The following is a 19924-nucleotide window of genomic DNA, read 5'->3' as shown; positions in this document are numbered from 1 at the left end:
CTCACTCACTCCTATCATTGTTTAGCCGGTGCAGGACATCGGACCCGGGAAGGCGGCCAAGCTTGCGCAATGCCGGCAGGAACTTGTTGTGCCGCGTACCGGGATTGAGCAGCGCCGTGCCGACGCAGTATTTCGAGCATCGTTTGGTCGGGTGCTGGTGCAGCGCCCTGAGAATGCCATCGGCAACGCCGTTGCCATTGGCCGATTTCGTCTCGAGGATGAACAGGCTCTCATCGACCGCATGCCGTGCATCCGGCGTGTAGAACTGCAGGCCGCAATCGATGGTCATGCGCTCCCCGCCCTGCTTGGCGACCAGCGTCATGCGCCGGTAGCGCATGTCGATCACACGGGTCAGCGTGTGGGGAAAGGGCTGGCCGTACTGGGCCCGGTACACGTCGTCGATATAGGCGAGCGCGGTGTCGTCGAGCATGCCGAAGGTTTCCGGATCCCGGTTGAGCCGCTTCTTGACGGTGATGCCGCGCTTGTCCTTCAGCTTCACCTCGAGGAAGCAGAGGCCGGCCTCGGCGTAGCGGCGCAGCCGCACCTTGGCACGCTGGCGCCGGCCCTGGTGATGGTCGAAATAGCTGCGCCGACCGGCATCGTCGAAATAGCAGGTCTCATAGGTAAAGGCCCGCAGACCGTCGATTTCCAGCATATCGAAGGCGTCCGCCAGGGTGCCGGCGGCGTGTTTCAGCACGGTGGCGTCGACGACATATTTGTTGTCCAGCCGCTCAAGCATCGCCGCCTTGCCATTCAGCGCAGCCAGGCTGATCGGCTGGAAGCCGTGCTCCAGCCAGGTGTCAGTGTTTACGATAATAGACATTGAGCTTCGCCATTTCGGTTATGTAGTCGAGTTGAAGGACCTGATAGGACAGCACGTCGACGCCAAGCCGCCGGGAGATCTCCGCCCGCATGGCCGCCGGGTCCGCCAGAAGCGCGGGGTGGATCTTGTCGAGCGAGATCTTCGTGCCGCTGACCGACTGGAGCATCTTCGGATGGTCGATGACATAGGCGCCGACCAGCACGAACAGCACGGTGACGGCCGCAAAGGGGATCGTCGTTCCCTGCACGGACGAAATGACCGCGATGGCGACGCTACCGAAGAAATAGGTCATCTCGGTCTTGCTGAGCGGTTCGGAGCGCAGCGTGAAAAGCGCCAGGATCGCAAACAACCCGAAGCCGGCCGCAACGCCGAAATCGACGACGGAAAGCACGGTGAGGACCGCGAAGACGAAGATGTTGAAGAGCGCCGCCGCCGTGACGAGTTCCTTGTCGCGGTAGCGCCGGTAGTACATGCCGAACATCAGGATGGACATGCCGGCAAGATCGATGCCGAAACGCATGAATTCCATCACGAAGAAGGTCTGCAACATCTGGGGAGTCATCTCGACCTCCCCTGGCTGACGCCGCGAGCGGGCGCAAACGGTCCTGACGGCAAGCCCCAAGGGCATGCCGGTTGAATAGGGATCAACATGTTCCACCTCCTGAATTTTCCGCCGCGATGGCGGTGACCTCAGGAAGAACGGAGGCGGTCGAACTCTATTCCAGCATCGATGAAAAATTCTGAGCCGGGTAAAAAGGAACGGCCTTCCGTCAATGTGTCACATGCTGCTTCAGACGGATACCCAGCCGGATCGAGACCGCCGCGATGACGAGGAAGGCCAGCATGATCAGGCCGAAGCTGGCGACAAGGCTCGTCGCCTGAGCGAGGAAGCCGAGCAGGGCCGGACCGAGCAGCAGGCCGCTATAACCCATGGTGGTAACGATGGAGATCGCCTTGCCGGCCGCGTCGCCCCCCACACTCCCCGCACGGGCGAACACGGCGGGCACCATGTTCGCGACCCCGAGACCGCAGAGGGCAAGGGCGGCAAGGCAGAGAACCAGGTTGTCCGCAAGCAGCAGAACGGCGACCGACAGGGCGCAAAGAAGGCCGCCGGCCCTGATCACGGCCACATGGCCCACGCGCCGGCTCACCGCGTCCCCGACGAGCCGCCCACCCGCCATGGCCGCGGCGAAGAGGGCGAAGGCATAGGCCCCGTGGCTGTCCGATGCGCCAAGGATGTCGATCATGTAGATCGCGGTCCAATCCATCATGCCACCTTCCGCCAGGAGCGCCAGGAAAGCGATGCTGCCGAGCAGCAGGATGAGGGTTCGCTGTCGAGCGTCGAGCACGGCAGCCCCGGCCGGGAAAGTTTCGGAACGGAGGCCTCGGGCTTCATGGCCGGGTTTCGCCGCCACCATCCGGGCGGACAGGGCGAGGAGCATGACGAGCACGCCGGAGGCCCCGAGGCAGATCTGCAGGTTGCCGCCATGGCTGATCAACTGCCCGACCAGAAATGCGCCCGCAAGATTGCCGATGCTGAACAGGGCATGGAATGACGACATCATGTGCCGCCCGGTTTCCCGCTCCGCCTGGGACGCTTCCGTGTTCATCGCCACGTCGAGCGTACCGAACGCCGCCCCGGCGAAAAAAACGACGGCGCCGAGAACGACCGGGCTGTCGATCAACGGTATGACGAGAAAGGAAGCACCGAACAACAGGCTGCCGCACAGGCTCAGCACCCGGCTGCCGATCACCCGGTCGATATAGCGGCCGATGTTGATCATCAGCACGATGGCGCCGAAGGCGAAGCACAGAAGGACCAGCCCGAGCTGCCCCTTGTCGAGCCCCACACCGGCTGCAAGCAGCGGAAGGCTGGATGCCCATGCGCCGATGCCGATCCCGGCCGAAAGGAAGAACAGGCTGCAATGCAGCCGGCTCGCCCCAGACGACGGTTTCACTGCAATTGGATCGTCCAGCATTTCAACAAAACCACCTGTACGTCACCGCTGCGTCGAAGTGCTCAACCGCCGGCCGCGTTCTGCCGCACGCGGACTGCGGCCTCCGCCAGGCGCTCCGGTGCCAGCCGCCCGGTACGGGCGGCATGGGCGATACCATCACACAACGCATCAAGATGAGGCCCGCCCCCCACGAGCAGCAGATCCGCGCCGGCGCTGACGGAGGCAACCGCGGTTTCGAGCAGGGAGCGGTCGCGCATTGTGGCCGGGGCATCGAGATCGTCGCTGACGATCAGCCCATTGAAGCCGAAATCGTTCCGCAGCATCGCCATGACCGCCGGCGAGGTGCTGGCAGCGTTGTGTCTATCGAGCGCGGCAACGGGCGCAGGCCCCGTCATGATCGCCCGTGTTCCGGCATCGATAGCGGCCGTGAACGGCAGGGCGTTGTGAAGAAGGCGGTCGCGCGATGTCTGGAGTAGAACATCTACGAGGGCCGGGTCACCTTCCAGGTCGTTGAAGCCGGGGAAATGTTTCGTTACTGCGCCAATTCCGGCGCTCTGGACACCCGTCACGAAAGCCGACACCAGCCGGGCCACGGCCTGCGGATAGCTGCCCATCGTGCGGCCCTGCAACCAGGCATTCTGCCCGTCGATGACATCGGCGATCGGCGCCAGGAACAGCGAGACCCCGAGCGCGCGGGCAGCGGCGGCCGTTGCCCTGCAGCGTTCGACGAGTGCCACATCGCCAAGCGCGTGCGCCTCGTCAAGCGAGGGAAGCGGCGGCACCAGCCCCTGGAGCCGCTGGATGCCGCCCAGTTCTTGGTCGACGGCGACAATCAAGTGGGAGGTTACGGCCCTCAGCCGCCCAACGGCAGCGCGGAAGGCCTCCGGCGTTTCGCTCGCCAGCCGCTCTGCCGACATGCGCCGTGCGACATATTCCGCCCGGGTCTCGCCGAGGAGAACGGAACAGCCGCCCTTTTCCAGGAAGGGCAGCATGACATCCATGACGTCGAGCGTATCGAAGGCGGGCAGAAGGATCGCCCGGGCGTCCTCATCCGGTGAAAAGCGCATCATGGTCTCCGTTGTCAGACTGTCTCGACATCAACGCCGGCCTCGCCGATGGCCTTGAGGATGGCGGTGTCTCTGCTGCTGGTGAAAAGCGCCGATACGGCCGAGATCGGCGCCACTTCGTAGGTCGCTGCCTGGCCGAGCTTGTCCGCCGTCGCGAGAAGCAGGGTCTTGTTCGCGGCCCGGATCATCGCAGATTTCAGATGGGCGTCCTCGAAATCGTCAGCGCGGAGCGTCAGGCCGTGATCGACGCCGCAGGTACCGAGAATACAGTAATCGACCCGCATCGCCCGGATCGCATCGATCGCACCGGCGCCGGTGGCGCTGCGCGTCAGCCGGCTCAGGCGACCGCCGAGCATGACCACCTCGGCAAGCGGGTGATCGAGCGCAGCGGCGGCGACGTCGACCGCCGTCGTGATGATGCGCAGGGAGAGCGCAGGGGAGAGCGAACGCACGAAACGGACGACGGTCGTGCTCGAATCCACCAGCAGAGTCGCACCCTCGGGGATCGTCGCAGCCGCGGCACGGCCGATCGACTGCTTTTCCTCCGCATGCATCGTTTCACGCCGATGGAAATCGAGCGCCGGCGTCACCAGCCGCGCCGCACCGCCATGGAAGCGCTGCACGAGCCCTGCGTCCGAAAGGTCGCGCAGGTCGCGGCGGATCGAATCTTCCGACACGCCGAACTCCTGTGCAAGCCCGGCTGCAAGGACCCGGCCTGCCGCATTGACCTTTTCGAGAATGACGGCTTGCCGTTCCTCCGGAGACAGTGCCGCCAGTTCCTTCCTGTCCGCGGTCATCCCGCTGTTTCCACGCTGGGCGCGAGCAGGCCGAGCGCCGCCAGGCGGGCTTCCAGCGCCTCGGCCGTGCTGAAATGTTCGGTATGAAAGCCGAGTGCCGCCGCCGCGGCAATGTTCGCCGGGTTGTCGTCAATGAAGATGCATTGCTCGGCGCGAACACCCGCCCGCTCCAGATAGCGCTCGAAGATGGGCGCATGCGGCTTTATCAACTTTTCCCGCCCGGAAACGATGAGCACGTCGAAAAGCCCCAGGAAGGGAAAGATCGCCTGCGCCCGCGGAAAGGTCTCCGCCGACCAGTTCGAAATCGCGTGCACGGGAACGCCATCCGCTTTCAGCCGCCCCAGAATGCCGGCGGTGCCCGGCACCTCGCCACCCAGCATCTCGTGCCAGCGCAGCCAGTAGGCCTCGATCAGGTCTGCCTGCTCGGGGTGACGCTGCACGAGCTCGGCTACGCCCTCGGCAAACGGCCGACCCGCATCGAACGCCTCGTTCCATGCCGGAGTGCAGACATCCGTCAGGAAGGTGGAAACCGCCGCATCGTCCGGCAGGAGCTGGCGATAAAGATAAGCTGGATTCCAGTCGATCAACACGCCGCCGATATCGAAGACCACAACACTAGGATTCATTTTGTTTGCCTTTTTGTGCATTTATTGATTCCAATAATGCATGAACACGCACATTTATGCAACAAGAAGCACTGCCTATTGACGCAGAAAATCGACCGCGCGTTCGCCAATCATGATGCAGACGGAATTCGGATTGCCGGAAATCAGCGTCGGCATGACCGAGGCATCGGCAACGCGCAGCCGCTCGATACCGTGCACGCGCAGCTTCGAGTCGACCACGGCCCGGTCGTCCACGCCCATTCGGCATGTTCCGGCAGGGTGCAGGGCGGCATGCGCGTCCTTCACACAGAAGGCGCGGATCTCCTCGCGGGTTTTCAGGGACGGCACCGGCGTATGCCGCGCTGTTACGAATTTCGAAATGGCCGGCTGCGCCATGATGTCGAGGGCCGCCATCGTACCGTCGGTAATGGCCTCAAGATCATAGGGATCGGAGAAATAGCGCGGCGCCACGCGCGGATTTGCCGCCGGATCCGCGCTCAGAAGCGTGACCTCCCCGCGCGACCGCGGCCGGATCTGCCCCAGATTGACCGTGCAGCCATTGCCGCCGGGTACCGCATCGACGCCCTCCTCGATACCGGCACCGACCACCATGAAATACTGGATATCCGGCGTCGCCTCGTTCCTGTCTCCCCACCAGAACGCCCCGCCCTCGATGAGGTTGGACGCGGCTGGACCGTTGCGGAAGAGCGCATAGTTCAGTCCGGCAAGGGCCTTCCAGTGCAGCTTCTTGTACTTGTCATAGCTGTGCGGGCCATTCAGCTGATAGACCAGCGAAATCTCGATATGGTCCTGCAGGTTCTGGCCGACGCCCGGCAGGTCGGCATGGACCTCGACGCCGTGCCGCCCGATCTCATTCGCCGGGCCGATACCTGACAGCATCAGCAGCTTCGGCGTCGCGATCGCCCCGGCAGAAACAACCACTTCCTGATCCGCACGATAGACGACCTTGCGCTTGCCCCTGATGCATTCCACGCCGACCGCCCTGCCCTTCTCGATGAGGATGCGGGTGACCATGGTCCCCGTCTCGATGCGCAGATTGGCGCGCTTGCGGGCCGGGTTGAGATAGGCAACGGCGGCCGAGCTGCGCCGACCGTCCCGCGCGGTGATCTGGTAGAGCCCACAACCTGTGGGATCGCCGGAATTGAAATCCGGGTTATAGGGCAACCCCGCCTGCTGGCAGGCTTGCAGCCAGGCGCGGGTCAGCGGATGAATGTAGTCGATGTCAGACACGCCGAGGGGTCCGCCGACGCCGTGCGCCTCGTTGCAGAAACGGTTGTTGTCCTCCGCGCGCTTGAAGAACGGCAGGACATCGGCGTATCCCCAGCCCTCCGCGCCAAGGTCTGCCCAATGGTCATAGTCGCCGGGCACGCCGCGGATGTAGATCATCGCGTTGACCGAACTGCCGCCTCCGAGCACCCGGGCCTGCACCATGGTCGGCGTTTCCGTGCGCTCCTGTTCCGCCATCGGCTCCCAGGGAATACGCTTCAGGAGGTCGCCCTGCGCGGTCTTGTAGTAGGCGCCGGGGATGTGGATATACGGGTTGAGATCGCGCGGCCCCTCCTCGATGAGGAGAACGCGGATGGCGGGGTCCTCCGAAAGGCGCGCGGCGACGACGCAGCCGGTCGAGCCGCCACCGACAACGATATAGTCGAACGTGTCGACCTCCGCCGGATGCCGTGGGGAAATGCCGTAACGCGCCGAACCGCTATCGCGAATGCTCATGCCTTCCCTCCCGAAATGGCGGCGCCGGCCTTGATGGCGAGCGCGGCGATGGTGAGCGCCGGGTTGACGGCCGCCGATGTCGGCAGCACGGAGGCGTCCGTGATGTAGAGGTTTTCGACGTCATGGCTGCGGCAGTTGAGGTCGACGACCGATGTTTTCGGGTCGCCGCCGAGGCGCGCGGTGCCGCATTGGTGCGAGGTCGTCTTGCGACCGAAGGTGTGCGTGAGGACGATCGGGAAACCCGCCTTGCGCATGACGGCGCGGGTTTTCCCGATCAGCGCCTCATGCGCCCGCATGTTCGACCGTATCCAGTGCATGACGATGCGGTTGTCGCGCACCATCACCCGGCTTTCCGGATTGGGAAGGTCTTCGCTCGTCAGGAACCAGCCATAGGCGTAGCGCGCCATGAGCCCCGCGAACCAGCCGGGCGCCGGAAACGGCAGATTGGCCTTCAGGATATTTCCGGTGATGTGGCCGAGGAGCTGCACGTTGCCCAGCGGGAAACCCGTCTCGTTGTCCGCGTTGTAGAAATCGTTGAAGGCGATGGTCTTCTGGTAGACGCAGCTATTGGCGGCGAAGGGATCGAAGGTCAGCATCGCCGTCGTGTTGTGGTTCATGAAATTGCGGCCGAGCTGGTCCGAGCTGTTGCCGAGACCGGCCGGATGCGCCTTGCTGGCCGAGCGAAGAAGCAGCGCCGCGGACTGAACCGCGCCCGCCGCCACGGCGAAGCGATCGGCCGGAATCCGGTATTCGACGCCATCTTTCTGATAGACGGCGGCAACGACCCTGCGCCCTGCGTCATCCGTCTCGAGACGCGTGACGCTGGCCCCGGTGACGAGACTGACATTGGGATGGGCGAGCGCACTGGCGAGCGGGCCGACCTCCGCATCGATCTTGCCCGTTCCGGTGTTCGGGAAGGCATCCCAGCCCGTCTTCGCCCGCTTCAGCCAGGCGTCGATATCGATCGACAGCGGCAAGGACGCCGGATGCACACCCGCCTTCTCCAGCCGGCGGCGAACGGTGGCCATCGCCGGCTCGTCGGGAACCGGCGGGGATCCATAAGGCTTTTCGTGCGGCGGTTCCGTCGGATCGCCGATGGTGGAACCGCGCACACGAAAAACCTGCTCGGCGGCGTCATACCAGGGAGAGAGCGCGTCATAGGAGAGCGGCCAGCCGGGTGACGCGCCGTCCATATGGCGGCGCGGCGAAAAATCCTCGCGGCGATAGCGATACATGACCGCGCCGAAGAATTTCGAATTGCCGCCGACATAATAGTAGTTGCCGGGCAGGAAACTCTCGCCATCCGTGCCCAGCCATTCCTCGGAAGAGCGATAAAAGCCTTTCTGGAAGATGGCGACGTCGTCGCGCGCCTCGGGCGTGTCCTTCAGATGCGCCCCCCGTTCGAGGATGACGATGCTGAGGCCCGATGGCGCAAGGCTGTGCGCCAGGGAGGCTCCGCCGATGCCGGAGCCGATGATGACGATGTCTGCCGTCTCGGTCATGAAAGGTCTTTCAGTCGATGCGCGTTTCGGTTTCCGCGTCGAAGAGCACGATCTTCGACGTGTCGACGGCGAGCGCCGCCTCGCGGCCCGCATGGGCCTGCCGCGGCGGAAGGCGGGCGGTGACCTCGACGCCGCCGAGCTGGAAGACGGCGAGCGTGTCCGGTCCCGTCGGCTCGACGACGTCGAAATCGACCGTCAACGACGGCGCGACGCTATTTGCGGCGATGGAGAAGTTCTCCGGGCGAATGCCCGCCAGCACCTTCTTGCCCGCGTAGCGGCGAAGCGCCTGCGCGGAGAGGGCAACGCCGCCGACACGCGCCGCCGGGCGCCGCGCGACGTCGATCACCGCCGTCGCGCTACCGCCGTCGACCTCAAGCGTGGCAGGCACGATGTTCATTGCCGGCGAACCGACGAAGCGCGCGACATAGACGTTCGCCGGCCGGTCATAGACCGCCTGCGGCTCGTCGAGCTGCTGCACCACGCCGTCCTTCATGACGGCAACGCGCGTCGCAAGCGTCATCGCCTCGATCTGGTCATGCGTGACATAGACGATGGTCGTGCCGAGCCGGGCGTGAAGGCGCTTGATCTCGGTGCGCATGTCGACGCGCAGCTTCGCGTCGAGATTCGACAGCGGTTCGTCGAACAGGAAAAGCTTCGGTTCCCGCACGATGGCCCGTCCCATGGCGACGCGCTGGCGCTGGCCGCCGGAGAGCTGCGAGGGTTTTCGGTCGAGGAGATGGGTGATCTGGAGAAGATCCGACGCCGTCTTCACGGCCTTGTCGCGATCCGTTTCGGCGACCCGGCGGATCTTCATGCCGAACTCGATGTTCTGCCGCACGGTCATCGTTGGATAGAGCGCGTAGGACTGGAACACCATGGCGATGTCGCGGTCCTTCGGCGAGAGATCGTTGACGGTCTTTCCGGCGATGCGGATCTCGCCGCCGGTAATCGTTTCCAACCCGGCGATCATGTTGAGCAGCGTGGACTTGCCGCAGCCGGAGGGGCCGAGCAGCACGAGGAAGTCGCCGGTTCCGATGGAGATCGACACCTCCTTCAGAACTTCGAGATGGCCATAGGCCTTGCGGACGCGATCGATTTCGAGAGTGGACATGGCTTCAGCCTTTCACGGCGCCGGCCGTCAGCCCGCGGACGAAATAGCGGCCCGCGACGATGTAGACGACCAGGGTTGGGATGGCGGCGATCATGGCGGCGGCCATGTCGACATTGTACTGCTTGCGGCCGGTGGTCACGTTGACGATGTTGTTGAGTGCGACCGTGACGGGACTGCTGGAGCCCGACGTGAACGAGACGCCGAACAGGAAATCGTTCCAGATCTGCGTGAACTGCCAGATGCACGAGACGACGATGATCGGGATCGAGGTCGGCAGGATGACGCTCCAGAAGATGCGGAAGAAACCCGCCCCGTCGACCATCGCCGCCTTGGTCAATTCATCTGGCAGCGACACGAAGTAATTGCGGAAGAACAGCGTCGTGAAGCAGATGCCATAGGAGGCATGCACGGCGACAAGGCCGGGAATGGAGCCGGCGAGACCCAGCAGGCCGAGCGTGCGGGCCATGGGGATGAGGATCGCCTGGTAGGGTAGGAAGCAGCCAAACAGCAGGAGGCCGAAGACGAAGTTCGCGCCGGGAAACTTCCATTTCGTGAGGATGTAGCCATTGATCGCACCGATACCGGTCGAGAGCGCCACCGCCGGGATCACCATCAGCAGCGAGTTGACGAAATAGGGTTTTAGGCCCGTGCATTCGGTGCCGATGCAGGCCTCGGACCACGCCGCGCGCCAGGCGTCGAGCGTGATGGCCTTCGGCATGCCGATGAACGAGCCGCTGTAGATCTCGTCGAGCGGCTTCAGGGACGTCACGACCATGACCCAGAGGGGCATGAGGTAGACGAGCGCGACGACGATAAGGCAGCCGTAGACGACGAGGCGGCCGAGCCGCGCCTTGCCGGATTGGGAAAGGGCTTCAGCCATTGTTCTCACCCCGCAGTTCCGAATAGAGATAGGGGACGATGATCGCGGCGACGGTCATCAGCATCATCACGGCACTCGCCGCACCGACGCCCATCTGGTTGCGGCGGAAGGTGGCCGAGAACATGAAGGTCGACGGCAATTCGGTCGCCGTGCCGGGCCCGCCGTTCGTCAACGCAAGCACCAGGTCGAAGCTCTTGATGGCGATGTAGCTGAGGAGCACGATGACGCTCAGCATGGCCGGGCGCAGCATGGGGATGATGATCTGGCGGTAGATCAGCGGCAGCGAGGCCCCTTCGATCTGCGCCGCCTTGATGACGGAATTGTCGATGCCGCGCAGGCCGGCGAGGAAGATCGCCATGGCGAACCCCGAGGATTGCCAGACGCCGGCGACAACGACGGTGTAGATCGCCATGTCAGGGTTGGTGATCCAGTCGAAGCGGAAGTCGGTCCAGCCGAGATCGTTGACGACCTTCTGGATGCCGAGGCCCGGATTCATGATCCATTTCCAGGCGGTCCCCGTCACGATGAAGGAGAGCGCCATCGGATAGAGATAGATCGCGCGGAGCACCCCTTCGGCCCGGATGTTCTGGTCGAGGAAGATCGCCATCAGCAGCCCGAGGCCCGTCGAGAGCGCCAGGAACAGGGCGGAAAAGATGAAAAGGTTGGCGACGGCAGTGTGCCAGCGCGGCGTCGCCCAGAGGCGCACATATTGTTCGAGACCGACGAAATCGTAGGTCGGCACGAATTTCGACGAGGTCACGGAAATTACGCCGGTCCAGAGAATGAACAGGTAGACCGTGACGATGACGACGAGCAGGCTGGGAGCGACGACGAGGCGCGGTAGCCAGCCTGCCAATCGCGAGGACATGCGCGTAGAGGCGCTCATGGGTCAGCTCCGATAGCGGGTCTTGCGGAGGAGCCGACGGGTGCGGCTCCTCCTTGTGGCGATTGGATTACCGGGCGTTGTCGATGCCGGAGACCAGCATCTTCACCGCATCTTCGGAGCTCATCTTGCCGACGAAGAACTGAGCGGCGACGTCGCTGAAGACCGAAGCGAATTCGGGTTTGGCGGCAAAACCGTGCGTCATCGCGCCCTGCATGCTGCCCTTCTCGATCGCTGCCGCGCGTTCCTGGTAGCCGAGCTTGGCGCAGTCGTCGAAGTCGTCGACCGAGACGTCGTTGCGCGCCGGGATGGAGCCCTTGATGAGGTTGAAGCCCTTCTGGACCTTCGAGTCCATGATGGTCTCGGCGAGCGCGACCTGCGCGTTCTGCACGTTCTCGTCCTTCACGGTGAACATGCCGAAGCTGTCGATAAGGTACTGGAAGGACGTCACCTGACCCGGCGTCGCAAAGCAGTAGAAGTCCTGGTTGGGCTTCAGGCCCTTGGCGAGGAATTCGCCCTTCGCCCAGTCGCCCATGAACTGCATGGCGGCCTTGCCGTCGATGACCATGCCTGTCGCCACGGCCCAGTCGCGGCCGACGAAATTGTCGTCGACGAGGCCGCGCACGTCGCACAGCGCGTCGAACACCTTGACCATTTCAGCACTGCCGAGCGCTTCCGGATCGAGGTCGATCGCGGTCTTCTGGTAGAAGTCCGGCCCGTTGATGTCGGACAGCAGCGCATCGAAGATGATGCCGATCTGCCAGGGCTCGTCGCCCATCGCGACGGGAACGATACCCTTTTCCTTCAGCTTCTTGCCGGTCTCGATCAGTTCGGCCCAGCTCTTCGGCACCGAAACGCCGGCGTCGTCGAAGATCTTCTTGTTGGCCCAGACCCAGTTCTGGCGGTGCATGTTGATCGGCGCGGCGATGAAGGCCTCTCCCGAGGTCACGAAGGGCAGAAGCTGCGGGGCGAGCGCCTCACGCCAGCCGCCGGTCTTGGCGAGATCGTTCAGATCGCGCACGACACCCTGTTCGGCCCATTGCACGCCTTCCCAGCCGAGGAACTGCATGGCGCCCGGCGGATCGCCCGCAGTAAGACGCGCGCGAAGCGCCTGCTGCGCGTTCGCGCCGCTCATGCCGCCGACCGCCGAATCCTTCCACTGGAAGCCCTTGGCCTCAAGTTCCTTGCGGATGACATTGAGCGCATCGACTTCGCTCTGCGAAACCCAATGGTGCAGAACTTCGATCTGGCCTTCCGCCCGGGCGGCTATGGGCATCAGCATGGTCGCCGCAAGCGCTGTGGCGATGAATTTGGACATGGTTTCATCCTCTCTGGTTGGGTTTTTGATCGCGGCCCCTGGCGGGCTCTTGTGCGCGGTTGTCAGTTGGGCTCGACCGGCATGGCGTAACCGACATTCCTGCCGCCGTAGCGGCGGACGCGGATGTTGGCCTGCTCGGCGTGGCCGGAAAAACCTTCCATCAGGCAGAGCCGCGAGCCGTAGGCGCCGATCATCGCGGAGGCCTCGTCGGTCAGAACCTTCTGGTAGGTGCAGGTTTTCAGGAATTTTCCGACCCAGAGGCCGCCGGTGTAGCGGGCCGCCCTGTTGGTCGGCAGCGTGTGGTTCGTGCCGATCACCTTGTCGCCGAAAGCGACGTTGGTGCGGGCGCCAAGGAACAGCGCGCCGTAATTCGTCATGTTGTCGAGGAAGTAGTCCGGGTCGCGCGTCATGACCTGGACGTGCTCGGAAGCGACGCGATCGCCTTCCGCCAGCATCTCCTCGAGCGTATCGCACAGGATGATCTCGCCGTAATCCGCCCAGGCCTTGCCGGCGACGGCCGCCGTCGGCAGGATTTTCAGGAGGCGATCGATCTCGGCGAGCGTGTCGCGCGCCAGCTTTTCCGAGTTCGTGATGAGGACGGCCGGCGAATTGACGCCGTGCTCCGCCTGGCCGAGCAGGTCCGTCGCCACCAGTTCGCCGTCGACGCTGTCGTCGGCGATGACGAGCGTCTCCGTCGGGCCGGCGAAGAGATCGATGCCGACGCGGCCGAAGAGCAGGCGCTTGGCTTCCGCGACATAGGCATTGCCGGGGCCGGCGAGCATGTCGACGGGCTCGATCGTCTCGGTGCCATAGGCCATGGCGGCGATCGCCTGCACGCCGCCGAGGCAATAGATCTCGTCCGCGCCGGCGAGCGCCTGCGCCGCGACGATCTTCTCGGCGATCCTGCCCTGGAACGGCGGCGCGCAGGTGATGACACGCTGGCAGCCGGCGACGCGCGCCGTCAGCACCGTCATATGGGCAGAGGCGAGCAGCGGGTACTTGCCGCCCGGCACATAACAGCCGACATTCCGGATCGGCACGTTCTTGTGGCCGAGGATTACGCCCGGCAGGGTCTCGACCTCGATATCCCGCAGCGCCGCCTTCTGCGCCTCGGCGAAACGGCGGATCTGCTCCTGCGCGAAGTCGAGGTCGGTACGCTCCTGCGCCGTCAGCGCATCGATGCAATCCGCGATTTCCTGCTTCGACAGGCGGTAGGTGTCGCGATCGAACGTGTCGAACTGAACGGAGAGTTCGCGGACCGCCTTGTCGCCGCCGGTCCTGACCTTTTCGAGAAGCGTCTCGACCGCCCTGGTGACCGCACTGTCGGCGCCGCCCTCTTCGATGGTGGCCGTGGCTGTTTTGATGTGCCGGATCATGACAAAGTCTCTTCGTTCACGGTCGCTGTGCGCGCCGCGTCATCAATGGGCTTGGGAGGAGATGGGGAGGCGGAGCCTCCCCTGCCGTCAGGTCAGAGGTGCTGTTCGCGGGCGCGCATGTCCGCGTAGGCCGCCTGTTCCTTCTCGTAATAGGCCGGCGACGGGAAATCCCACCAGCCGGTGGCGAACGGACCGGCTGCGGCGCGCGAGACGATCACTTCGACGAGGGCCGGGCCGCCGCAGTCGAGCGCCGCCTTCAGGCTGCTTTCGAGATCCTCGTTCTTCTCGACCTTCCAGGCCTGAAGGCCGAACGCCCGGGCGGAAGCTGCGATATCGGCCGAATAGGGGGCGCCGTTGCCGGCGTGATGGTTGAACTCGGAGGCGATGTGGCGGCCCATGAACTTGCGCTGTCCGCCGCGGATCGACATGTAGCCCTGGTTGTTGAGAACGAGGAACACGACGTTGATGCCGTTCATGACGGCCGTGCCCATTTCCGGCAGCGACATCATGAAATCGCCGTCGCCGACGATGGCGACGACCTGCCGGTCCGGGCAGGCGAGCTTGGCGCCCATCGCGGCCGGCACCGCCCAACCCATCGGCGAATAGGAACCGGAGGTCAGGTGCGTGCGCGGCTCATAGACCGGGAAGCTCTGCTTGACCGAGCCTTGCGTGTTGCCGGAGCCAACCACCACGATGCCGCTGCGATCCAGGACCTTGCGGAGCGCCATCAGCGGGCGCTGCGAGGTGAAGGGCGTCTCGCGGCTGTTTTCGCGCGGTTCGACCTGGGCGCGCCAGTCGGCCTTGGCCTTCTGCACATCGGCGAGGAAGTTTTCGCGGCGCGCCAGCATCTTCTGCGACTGCGCATCCGAGATGAGCGACAGGATCGCCTCCAGCGTCACCTTGGCATCGGCGACGATGCCGACCTCGGTTTCGTAGTTCTTGCCGATCTCGCGCGGATCGAGGTCGATATGGATGAGCTTGGCCGAGGGGATCGAGAAGGAGACGCCCTTGGCATAAGAGGAGGCCGACCAGTCGGTGAAGCGGCAGCCGACCGAGACGACGACGTCGGCGGAGGCGGTGATCTGGTTGCCGCAGGTGGTGCCCGTCTGGCCGACCGCGCCGATGAACAATTCATGGTCTTCCGAAATCGCGCCCTTGCCGTTCCAGGTGATGGAGACGGCCGCACCGAGCTTTTCGGCAAGGCGCGTCAGTTCGGCCGAGGCGTTCGCGGTGATCGCGCCGCCGCCGGCGACGATGACCGGGCGCTCGGCGGCAAGAAGAACCTTCAGCGCCGCTTCGATGGCCTTGGGGTCCGGATAGGCAACGCCGACCGGCAGACGCTTGCCGAGCGGATGGATGGTGACATCCGCCGCCTCGACCTGAACGTCCATCGGGACCTCGACATGAACCGGACCCGGGCGCCCTGTCAGAAGTTCGCTGAAGGCACGGTGCATGATGCTTGGGAGGACTTGCACCGAATTGGCTTGCCAGGCGCGCTTCGTCACCTGTTCGGTGATACGCGGGAAGGCATTGTCCTGCTGGCGTTCCAGTTCCTGCATGGTGCCATGGCCGTGCATGTAGGTCTGGGGCGAGCCGGAGACGTAGAAGAGCGAGGTGGAGTCGCAATAGGCGGTGGCAAGGCCGATGATCGTGTTGGCCGCGCCCGGACCGACCGAGGTGGAGCAAGCCATCGGCTTGCCGGAGGCGCGATAGTAGCCATCGGCCATGTGAACGGCGCTCTGCTCGTGCATCACCTGGATGAACGGGATTTCCGAACCTTCCTGCAGGAAGGCGTCGAACAGCGACCAGATGCCATGGCCCGGCACGCCCGCCACATATTCGACGCCGTATTCCTTCAACGCTTTCGCGACGACTTGGCCACCTGTCAGTTTCATGTGATCGACCCTCTGAAATCTCGTTATCTTGTGGGCAGGAAGGGGTGCCTTCCAGCGATGGGCTTATTCTTCAGCGGAGCAGCGCGTCACCGCAAGTTCGCAGCCATCGAAACACTGACGCGAGGTGACGCAGTTTAAAAGCAGGTCTGCGTCATAGTTTTCGCTCCCGCCCACCGCGCCGCCGCAGGTCCGGCCAATTTGGGGCGGCTCGCGCACGCCTCGATTGAGAAAGGTGGATAGGCCTGGAGAAAACCATCCTTCGCGAAGTGAAGCAGGTGTCGCATCATCACGCGAATAAATTAATTCCGGCGCGCACTTTTTTCACGATACGCGCTATGGCTTTCTCAGGACACGGACAGACAAAAGAGGCATCGCCGTGCAGAACCTGAGCAGAGATCTGGCTTTCGCAGACGACTTCATTTCGGCAAAGCTGGTTGAGAGCGTGATCGACTATGACGTGGCGGACGCCGTCGTGGTCAATATCAGCCCCTCCCCGATGGTGACGGGCGACGAGCACCCCGCCATCGTGCCGGCGTGGAAATCGACCTGGCTGAAGGGCGGTCGCATCCGCAAGGCGGAGCGGGCGGCGATCATCAAGGTCGTCAACCCGACCAATCTCGGCGGCTGCATGTTCCGCGGCTGGGACTGGCTGGGCAACCGCATCCGCAGCTTTCCGCGCGACACGCCGCTCTATATTTCGGCACAGGACGAGATCGGCACCGTCACGCTCGACCCGCGCGTCTTCACCAATGAACGCGCTGCAGCCGAAGCGTCGCAGACCTTCACACTGAAGCTCAATCTCTGGTGGTCGCCGGGCGATACGGACTGCTTCATCCACAACGAACACCCGTTCCTCGAAACACACACGCAGATCCATGGATCGGGCCGCATGCAGAAATTCAAGGCGCGCGACGCGGCAACGCTCTACGAGGACGTGGTGATGCCGATCGGCTATTCGCACGATCCCTTCTGCCGTGTGACCGGCGAAAAGCAGTGGACCTATCCCTGGCACCGCTACTATGCGGACAGCGACAGCGTCTGGCTCGCCGTCGAACTGCACCCCTAACGGGGCCGCCTCAGCTCATCTGGATCATGTCGGAGCCATCGCCAAGATACTGCAACGCCTCGCGCGGAATGCTCGGGTCGTTGCGGTCCAGCACCGTCAGCTCCTTGAGATGCTCGCGGCGCAGGAGGCCTGGCCCTCGGTAATGCAGCGCGACCTTCGTGGAATAGGGCTGGCGGAAGACGGTCGCTGCGATGCCGCTGGAAATGCCGAACATGAAGCGCTTGGCGTTGCGCTTGACCTGCGCATAGACGCCAAAGGTCATCTCATTCGACTGGATACCCTCGAAATCCGCCGTGAAGAGGCGGTCGGCGACGGGGAAGCAGAAACCGTAATATTTGAAGACATATTCCGTCTTCTTGGGGTCATCGAAGCTCGGGAAGCGCTCGACATAGTAGTGCTGGAGGAATTCCCTGTTGCGGTAGATGCAGAAAGCCGACCGCAGCACGAAACCCTTGTAGATCGAGGAAAACTGGTAGCGGTCGTAGATCCCGACGATGTCGTTGTGATCGGCATTGTTCTCGACGATCATACCCGACACGAAGCGCGAGAATTCCGGCAGCTGGCGGGCCGTCGCCATCGCATGGAAGAAATTCCCCTCCACCAGCGTGCGGAATTCCTCCGGGTCGGCAAAGAGCATGGGAACGCTGAGGCCGAAATAGTTCGCGATGATCCTGAGATTGGCGGGCGACGGCACATGGGCGCCCGACAGGTACTTGTTGAACTGTTGCCGGTTGACATTGATCTTGCGGCAAACAGCCGCAACCGAGCCGTGCTGCTCGCACAGCGTCCTGAGGTTCGCCGCCAATGCGGCCCCGTCTCTTCCCAGCTGATCCATTGTCACCCCAGCGCCTTATCCGACGCATTGTGACGCTAGTTCTACTTCATATCGCTAAAGACATCAATCGCCTGCGCAATTGCCGCGCCAGAGCCGGACGGTCAATCTATGGAGCATAAAGGGGAGGATCCGTGGTGCAGTCCAGCGGAGCGGTCGGGTGGTCCGTCATGGGGACCGGAACCATAACAACGGAGCACATGGTTGCGGCGATCCGGTCGGCCGGGCAGGAGCCACTGTGGGTCGTCAGCCGGAACCGGGAATATGCGGCACATTTCTCGCAGGACATGCAGATCCCCGGCATCTCCCTTGAGGCGCGGCGGGCACTGCGGGATCCGCGAGTCGGCTTCGCCTATGTCAGCGCCGTTCGCGACCGGCGCAGGCACTACATCCTGGCTGCGGCGGCGCAGCGCAAACACGTTCTGTGCGACGGTCCGATCGCCGGTAGCAGCCGCCTTGCCGCAAGCCTTGTCGAGACATGCCGGACGGCGGGCATAACGCTGGCCATCCACCAGCCCTTCCGCACCCTTTCGCCCCACCAGACCATGCGCCGGCTGCTGCTGGAAGGAGAGATCGGAACGCTACAGTCGCTCCTCATCGCGCGCGGCGCCCCCTTTCAACCGCCACCCAACCGCCATGTGGACGAGACGGTGGACCGTGCCAATGCGCTTTTCGGGGCGTCGATCGACAGCATCGACCTTGCGCGTTTCCTCACCGGCCAGGAGCCTGTCGCCGTCTCGGCCCTTTCAGCCTCGCCGGCGCAGGGCGATACCGACCAGCAGTCCTATGCGGCCGGCCTGTCCGGCGGGGCCGTGCTTCAATCCTACGAGAGTTTCACCACCGCGGAATTCGAAAGCATCGTCATGCTTGCCGGCGATCGCGGCACGCTGATCGCCCATGGCACGCTGAGCGGAAAAGGAGCGGGCACCCTGATCCGGCGGCTGAACGGGCGGAACGAACTCATCCCGGTACGCGAGCGCGACCCGCATGTCACGACGATCGAAACCTTCCTGGCCCTGCCGCACACGCCGGCAACATGGATGGCGCTCGGCGAGGACAACGTCATCGCACTGCGCGCCGCGGAAGCCATCCGCGCAGCCCGAAACAAGCGGCCCGTTTCCGTCGGATCCGCAGACACAAAGACGAGCACAGGAGGCTCGCATCCATGATCCGGACAGAAAACCAGCTCATCTATCATTCCATGGCCTCCCGGCCGAACACGCTGGCGATCGACATCGCAATCGCGCGCGAGCTGGGCTTCGACGGCCTCGAAACCTCCGGCCCGAAGATCGCCGCCTTCCTCGATGCCGGTTTCTCCACATCCGAACTGACGGCGCGACTCGGCGGCCTCACCCTCCCCGGCATCGGCTTCCTGATCGACCTCGAGCGGCAGGGTGACGCCCGGCGTCAGATGTTGCGAGAGGCCGAAGATCTCTGTGCCCTTGCATCGGCAGCCGGGGCGAAAGGGATAGAGGCCATTACCGGCCCGCTGGACATCCGGGTTTTCGAGGCGGGCGCTGCAGAGCGCTATCCCGCCCTCTACCGTGGCCTCATCGACCTACCGACAGATTCCCAGCTGGATCTCACCGCCGCCAATCTCCGGGCCGTCGCAGATATCGCCGCATCGCATGGTCTACTCGTCTATCTCGAAGCGCTATCCTGGACCCCGCTCAACACGATGGATGCCCAGATGCAGGTGCTCGAACGCTGCGACCGGGACAATGTGCGTCTCGTCATTGACTTCTGGCACGCCTATACCAGCGGTGACACGCCGGAACGGATCGCCCGGCTCGACAAGGCGCAGATCTATGGTGTGCACCTCTGCGATTCCCTGCACTATGCCGGTGGCATACCGAACGAGCCCATCCTCCGCGACGTGCCGACCGGAAAGGGCGTGCTCGACCTCCAAAGCTGGGTCGATGCCGTCAAGGCGACCGGCTATACCGGCTGGTGGAGCTGCGAACTCTTCTGCAGGCGCCAGCACCAGGACGACAGCTTCGCCGTGGCGAGAGACCTCAAGGCCCTCATGGAGCGCCTGATCCTGCGGTGACGCGCTTTTCAGCGTGGC

The 19924-nt window shown here is 63.9% G+C and carries 18 protein-coding genes; 3 read left to right on the top strand and 15 right to left on the bottom strand.

Features of this window, described 5'->3' with window-relative positions:
* Nucleotide 1: 1 nt before the first annotated feature.
* The 14 genes from AKG11_RS20355 to AKG11_RS20290 form a co-directional block, all read right to left on the bottom strand.
* The gene (locus AKG11_RS20355) at nucleotides 2-823 is read right to left on the bottom strand and encodes a polyphosphate polymerase domain-containing protein (RefSeq protein ID WP_050745261.1); all 822 of its coding nucleotides are present in this window, start codon (nucleotides 821-823) and stop codon (nucleotides 2-4) included.
* A complete protein-coding gene (locus AKG11_RS20350) occupies nucleotides 801-1385 on the bottom strand; it encodes a DUF4956 domain-containing protein (protein ID WP_088016547.1) in 585 nt (194 codons plus the stop codon). The genes AKG11_RS20355 and AKG11_RS20350 overlap by 23 nt, the downstream gene beginning before the upstream one ends.
* 208 nt (nucleotides 1386-1593) lie before the next feature.
* A complete protein-coding gene (locus AKG11_RS20345) occupies nucleotides 1594-2802 on the bottom strand; it encodes an MFS transporter (protein ID WP_050745260.1) in 1209 nt (402 codons plus the stop codon).
* 41 nt (nucleotides 2803-2843) lie between these two features.
* Nucleotides 2844-3848 (bottom strand): glycoside hydrolase family 3 N-terminal domain-containing protein, encoded by a 1005-nt coding sequence (locus AKG11_RS20340; protein ID WP_050745259.1) that lies wholly within the window; start codon nucleotides 3846-3848, stop codon nucleotides 2844-2846.
* A 14-nt stretch (nucleotides 3849-3862) separates the two neighbouring features.
* Entirely contained in the window at nucleotides 3863-4645 is a 783-nt protein-coding gene (locus AKG11_RS20335; protein WP_050745258.1) for a DeoR/GlpR family DNA-binding transcription regulator, read from the bottom strand.
* Nucleotides 4642-5271 carry an HAD family hydrolase gene (locus AKG11_RS20330; protein WP_050745312.1) on the bottom strand — a complete coding sequence of 210 codons (630 nt, stop codon included), beginning with the start codon at nucleotides 5269-5271 and terminating at the stop codon, nucleotides 4642-4644. Before AKG11_RS20330 ends, AKG11_RS20335 begins: the two co-directional genes overlap by 4 nt.
* A gap of 75 nt (nucleotides 5272-5346) precedes the next feature.
* Nucleotides 5347-6993 (bottom strand): GMC family oxidoreductase, encoded by a 1647-nt coding sequence (locus tag AKG11_RS20325; RefSeq protein WP_050745257.1) that lies wholly within the window; start codon nucleotides 6991-6993, stop codon nucleotides 5347-5349.
* Nucleotides 6990-8495, bottom strand: a complete 1506-nt coding sequence (locus AKG11_RS20320; RefSeq protein ID WP_050745256.1) for a GMC oxidoreductase — start codon at nucleotides 8493-8495, stop codon at nucleotides 6990-6992. Before AKG11_RS20320 ends, AKG11_RS20325 begins: the two co-directional genes overlap by 4 nt.
* A 10-nt stretch (nucleotides 8496-8505) precedes the next feature.
* Nucleotides 8506-9606, bottom strand: coding sequence for an ABC transporter ATP-binding protein (locus tag AKG11_RS20315; RefSeq protein ID WP_050745255.1), 1101 nt, complete (start codon nucleotides 9604-9606; stop codon nucleotides 8506-8508).
* 4 nt (nucleotides 9607-9610) lie between these two features.
* On the bottom strand, nucleotides 9611-10486 hold the full coding sequence (locus AKG11_RS20310; RefSeq protein WP_023514473.1) for a carbohydrate ABC transporter permease: 876 nt from the start codon (nucleotides 10484-10486) through the stop codon (nucleotides 9611-9613).
* The gene (locus AKG11_RS20305; RefSeq protein WP_050745254.1) at nucleotides 10479-11372 is read right to left on the bottom strand and encodes a carbohydrate ABC transporter permease; all 894 of its coding nucleotides are present in this window, start codon (nucleotides 11370-11372) and stop codon (nucleotides 10479-10481) included. Before AKG11_RS20305 ends, AKG11_RS20310 begins: the two co-directional genes overlap by 8 nt.
* A gap of 67 nt (nucleotides 11373-11439) precedes the next feature.
* On the bottom strand, nucleotides 11440-12687 hold the full coding sequence (locus AKG11_RS20300; RefSeq protein ID WP_050745253.1) for an ABC transporter substrate-binding protein: 1248 nt from the start codon (nucleotides 12685-12687) through the stop codon (nucleotides 11440-11442).
* 62 nt (nucleotides 12688-12749) lie between these two features.
* A complete protein-coding gene (gene hisD / locus AKG11_RS20295; protein ID WP_050745252.1) occupies nucleotides 12750-14063 on the bottom strand; it encodes a histidinol dehydrogenase in 1314 nt (437 codons plus the stop codon).
* A gap of 92 nt (nucleotides 14064-14155) precedes the next feature.
* A complete protein-coding gene (locus tag AKG11_RS20290; RefSeq protein ID WP_050745251.1) occupies nucleotides 14156-15958 on the bottom strand; it encodes a thiamine pyrophosphate-binding protein in 1803 nt (600 codons plus the stop codon).
* A gap of 376 nt (nucleotides 15959-16334) precedes the next feature.
* Between AKG11_RS20290 and AKG11_RS20285 the strand changes: the two genes are divergently transcribed.
* Nucleotides 16335-17024 (top strand): hypothetical protein, encoded by a 690-nt coding sequence (locus tag AKG11_RS20285; RefSeq protein WP_088016546.1) that lies wholly within the window; start codon nucleotides 16335-16337, stop codon nucleotides 17022-17024.
* Between the two features lie 10 nt (nucleotides 17025-17034).
* Here the strand turns inward: AKG11_RS20285 and AKG11_RS20280 are convergent, their stop codons facing one another.
* Complete coding sequence (locus AKG11_RS20280) at nucleotides 17035-17859, bottom strand: helix-turn-helix domain-containing protein (protein WP_023512842.1); 825 nt, start codon at nucleotides 17857-17859, stop codon at nucleotides 17035-17037.
* Between the two features lie 131 nt (nucleotides 17860-17990).
* Between AKG11_RS20280 and AKG11_RS20275 the strand changes: the two genes are divergently transcribed.
* Both AKG11_RS20275 and AKG11_RS20270 read left to right on the top strand, forming a co-directional pair.
* A complete protein-coding gene (locus AKG11_RS20275) occupies nucleotides 17991-19025 on the top strand; it encodes a Gfo/Idh/MocA family protein (protein ID WP_245290237.1) in 1035 nt (344 codons plus the stop codon).
* Nucleotides 19022-19906 carry a sugar phosphate isomerase/epimerase family protein gene (locus tag AKG11_RS20270; RefSeq protein WP_050745248.1) on the top strand — a complete coding sequence of 295 codons (885 nt, stop codon included), beginning with the start codon at nucleotides 19022-19024 and terminating at the stop codon, nucleotides 19904-19906. The genes AKG11_RS20275 and AKG11_RS20270 overlap by 4 nt, the downstream gene beginning before the upstream one ends.
* Nucleotides 19907-19924: the final 18 nt, after the last annotated feature.

It is taken from the genome of Shinella sp. SUS2, assembly GCF_001262505.1.
Lineage (GTDB): Bacteria > Pseudomonadota > Alphaproteobacteria > Rhizobiales > Rhizobiaceae > Shinella.
This window is presented reverse-complemented; position numbering and strand designations above follow the sequence as displayed.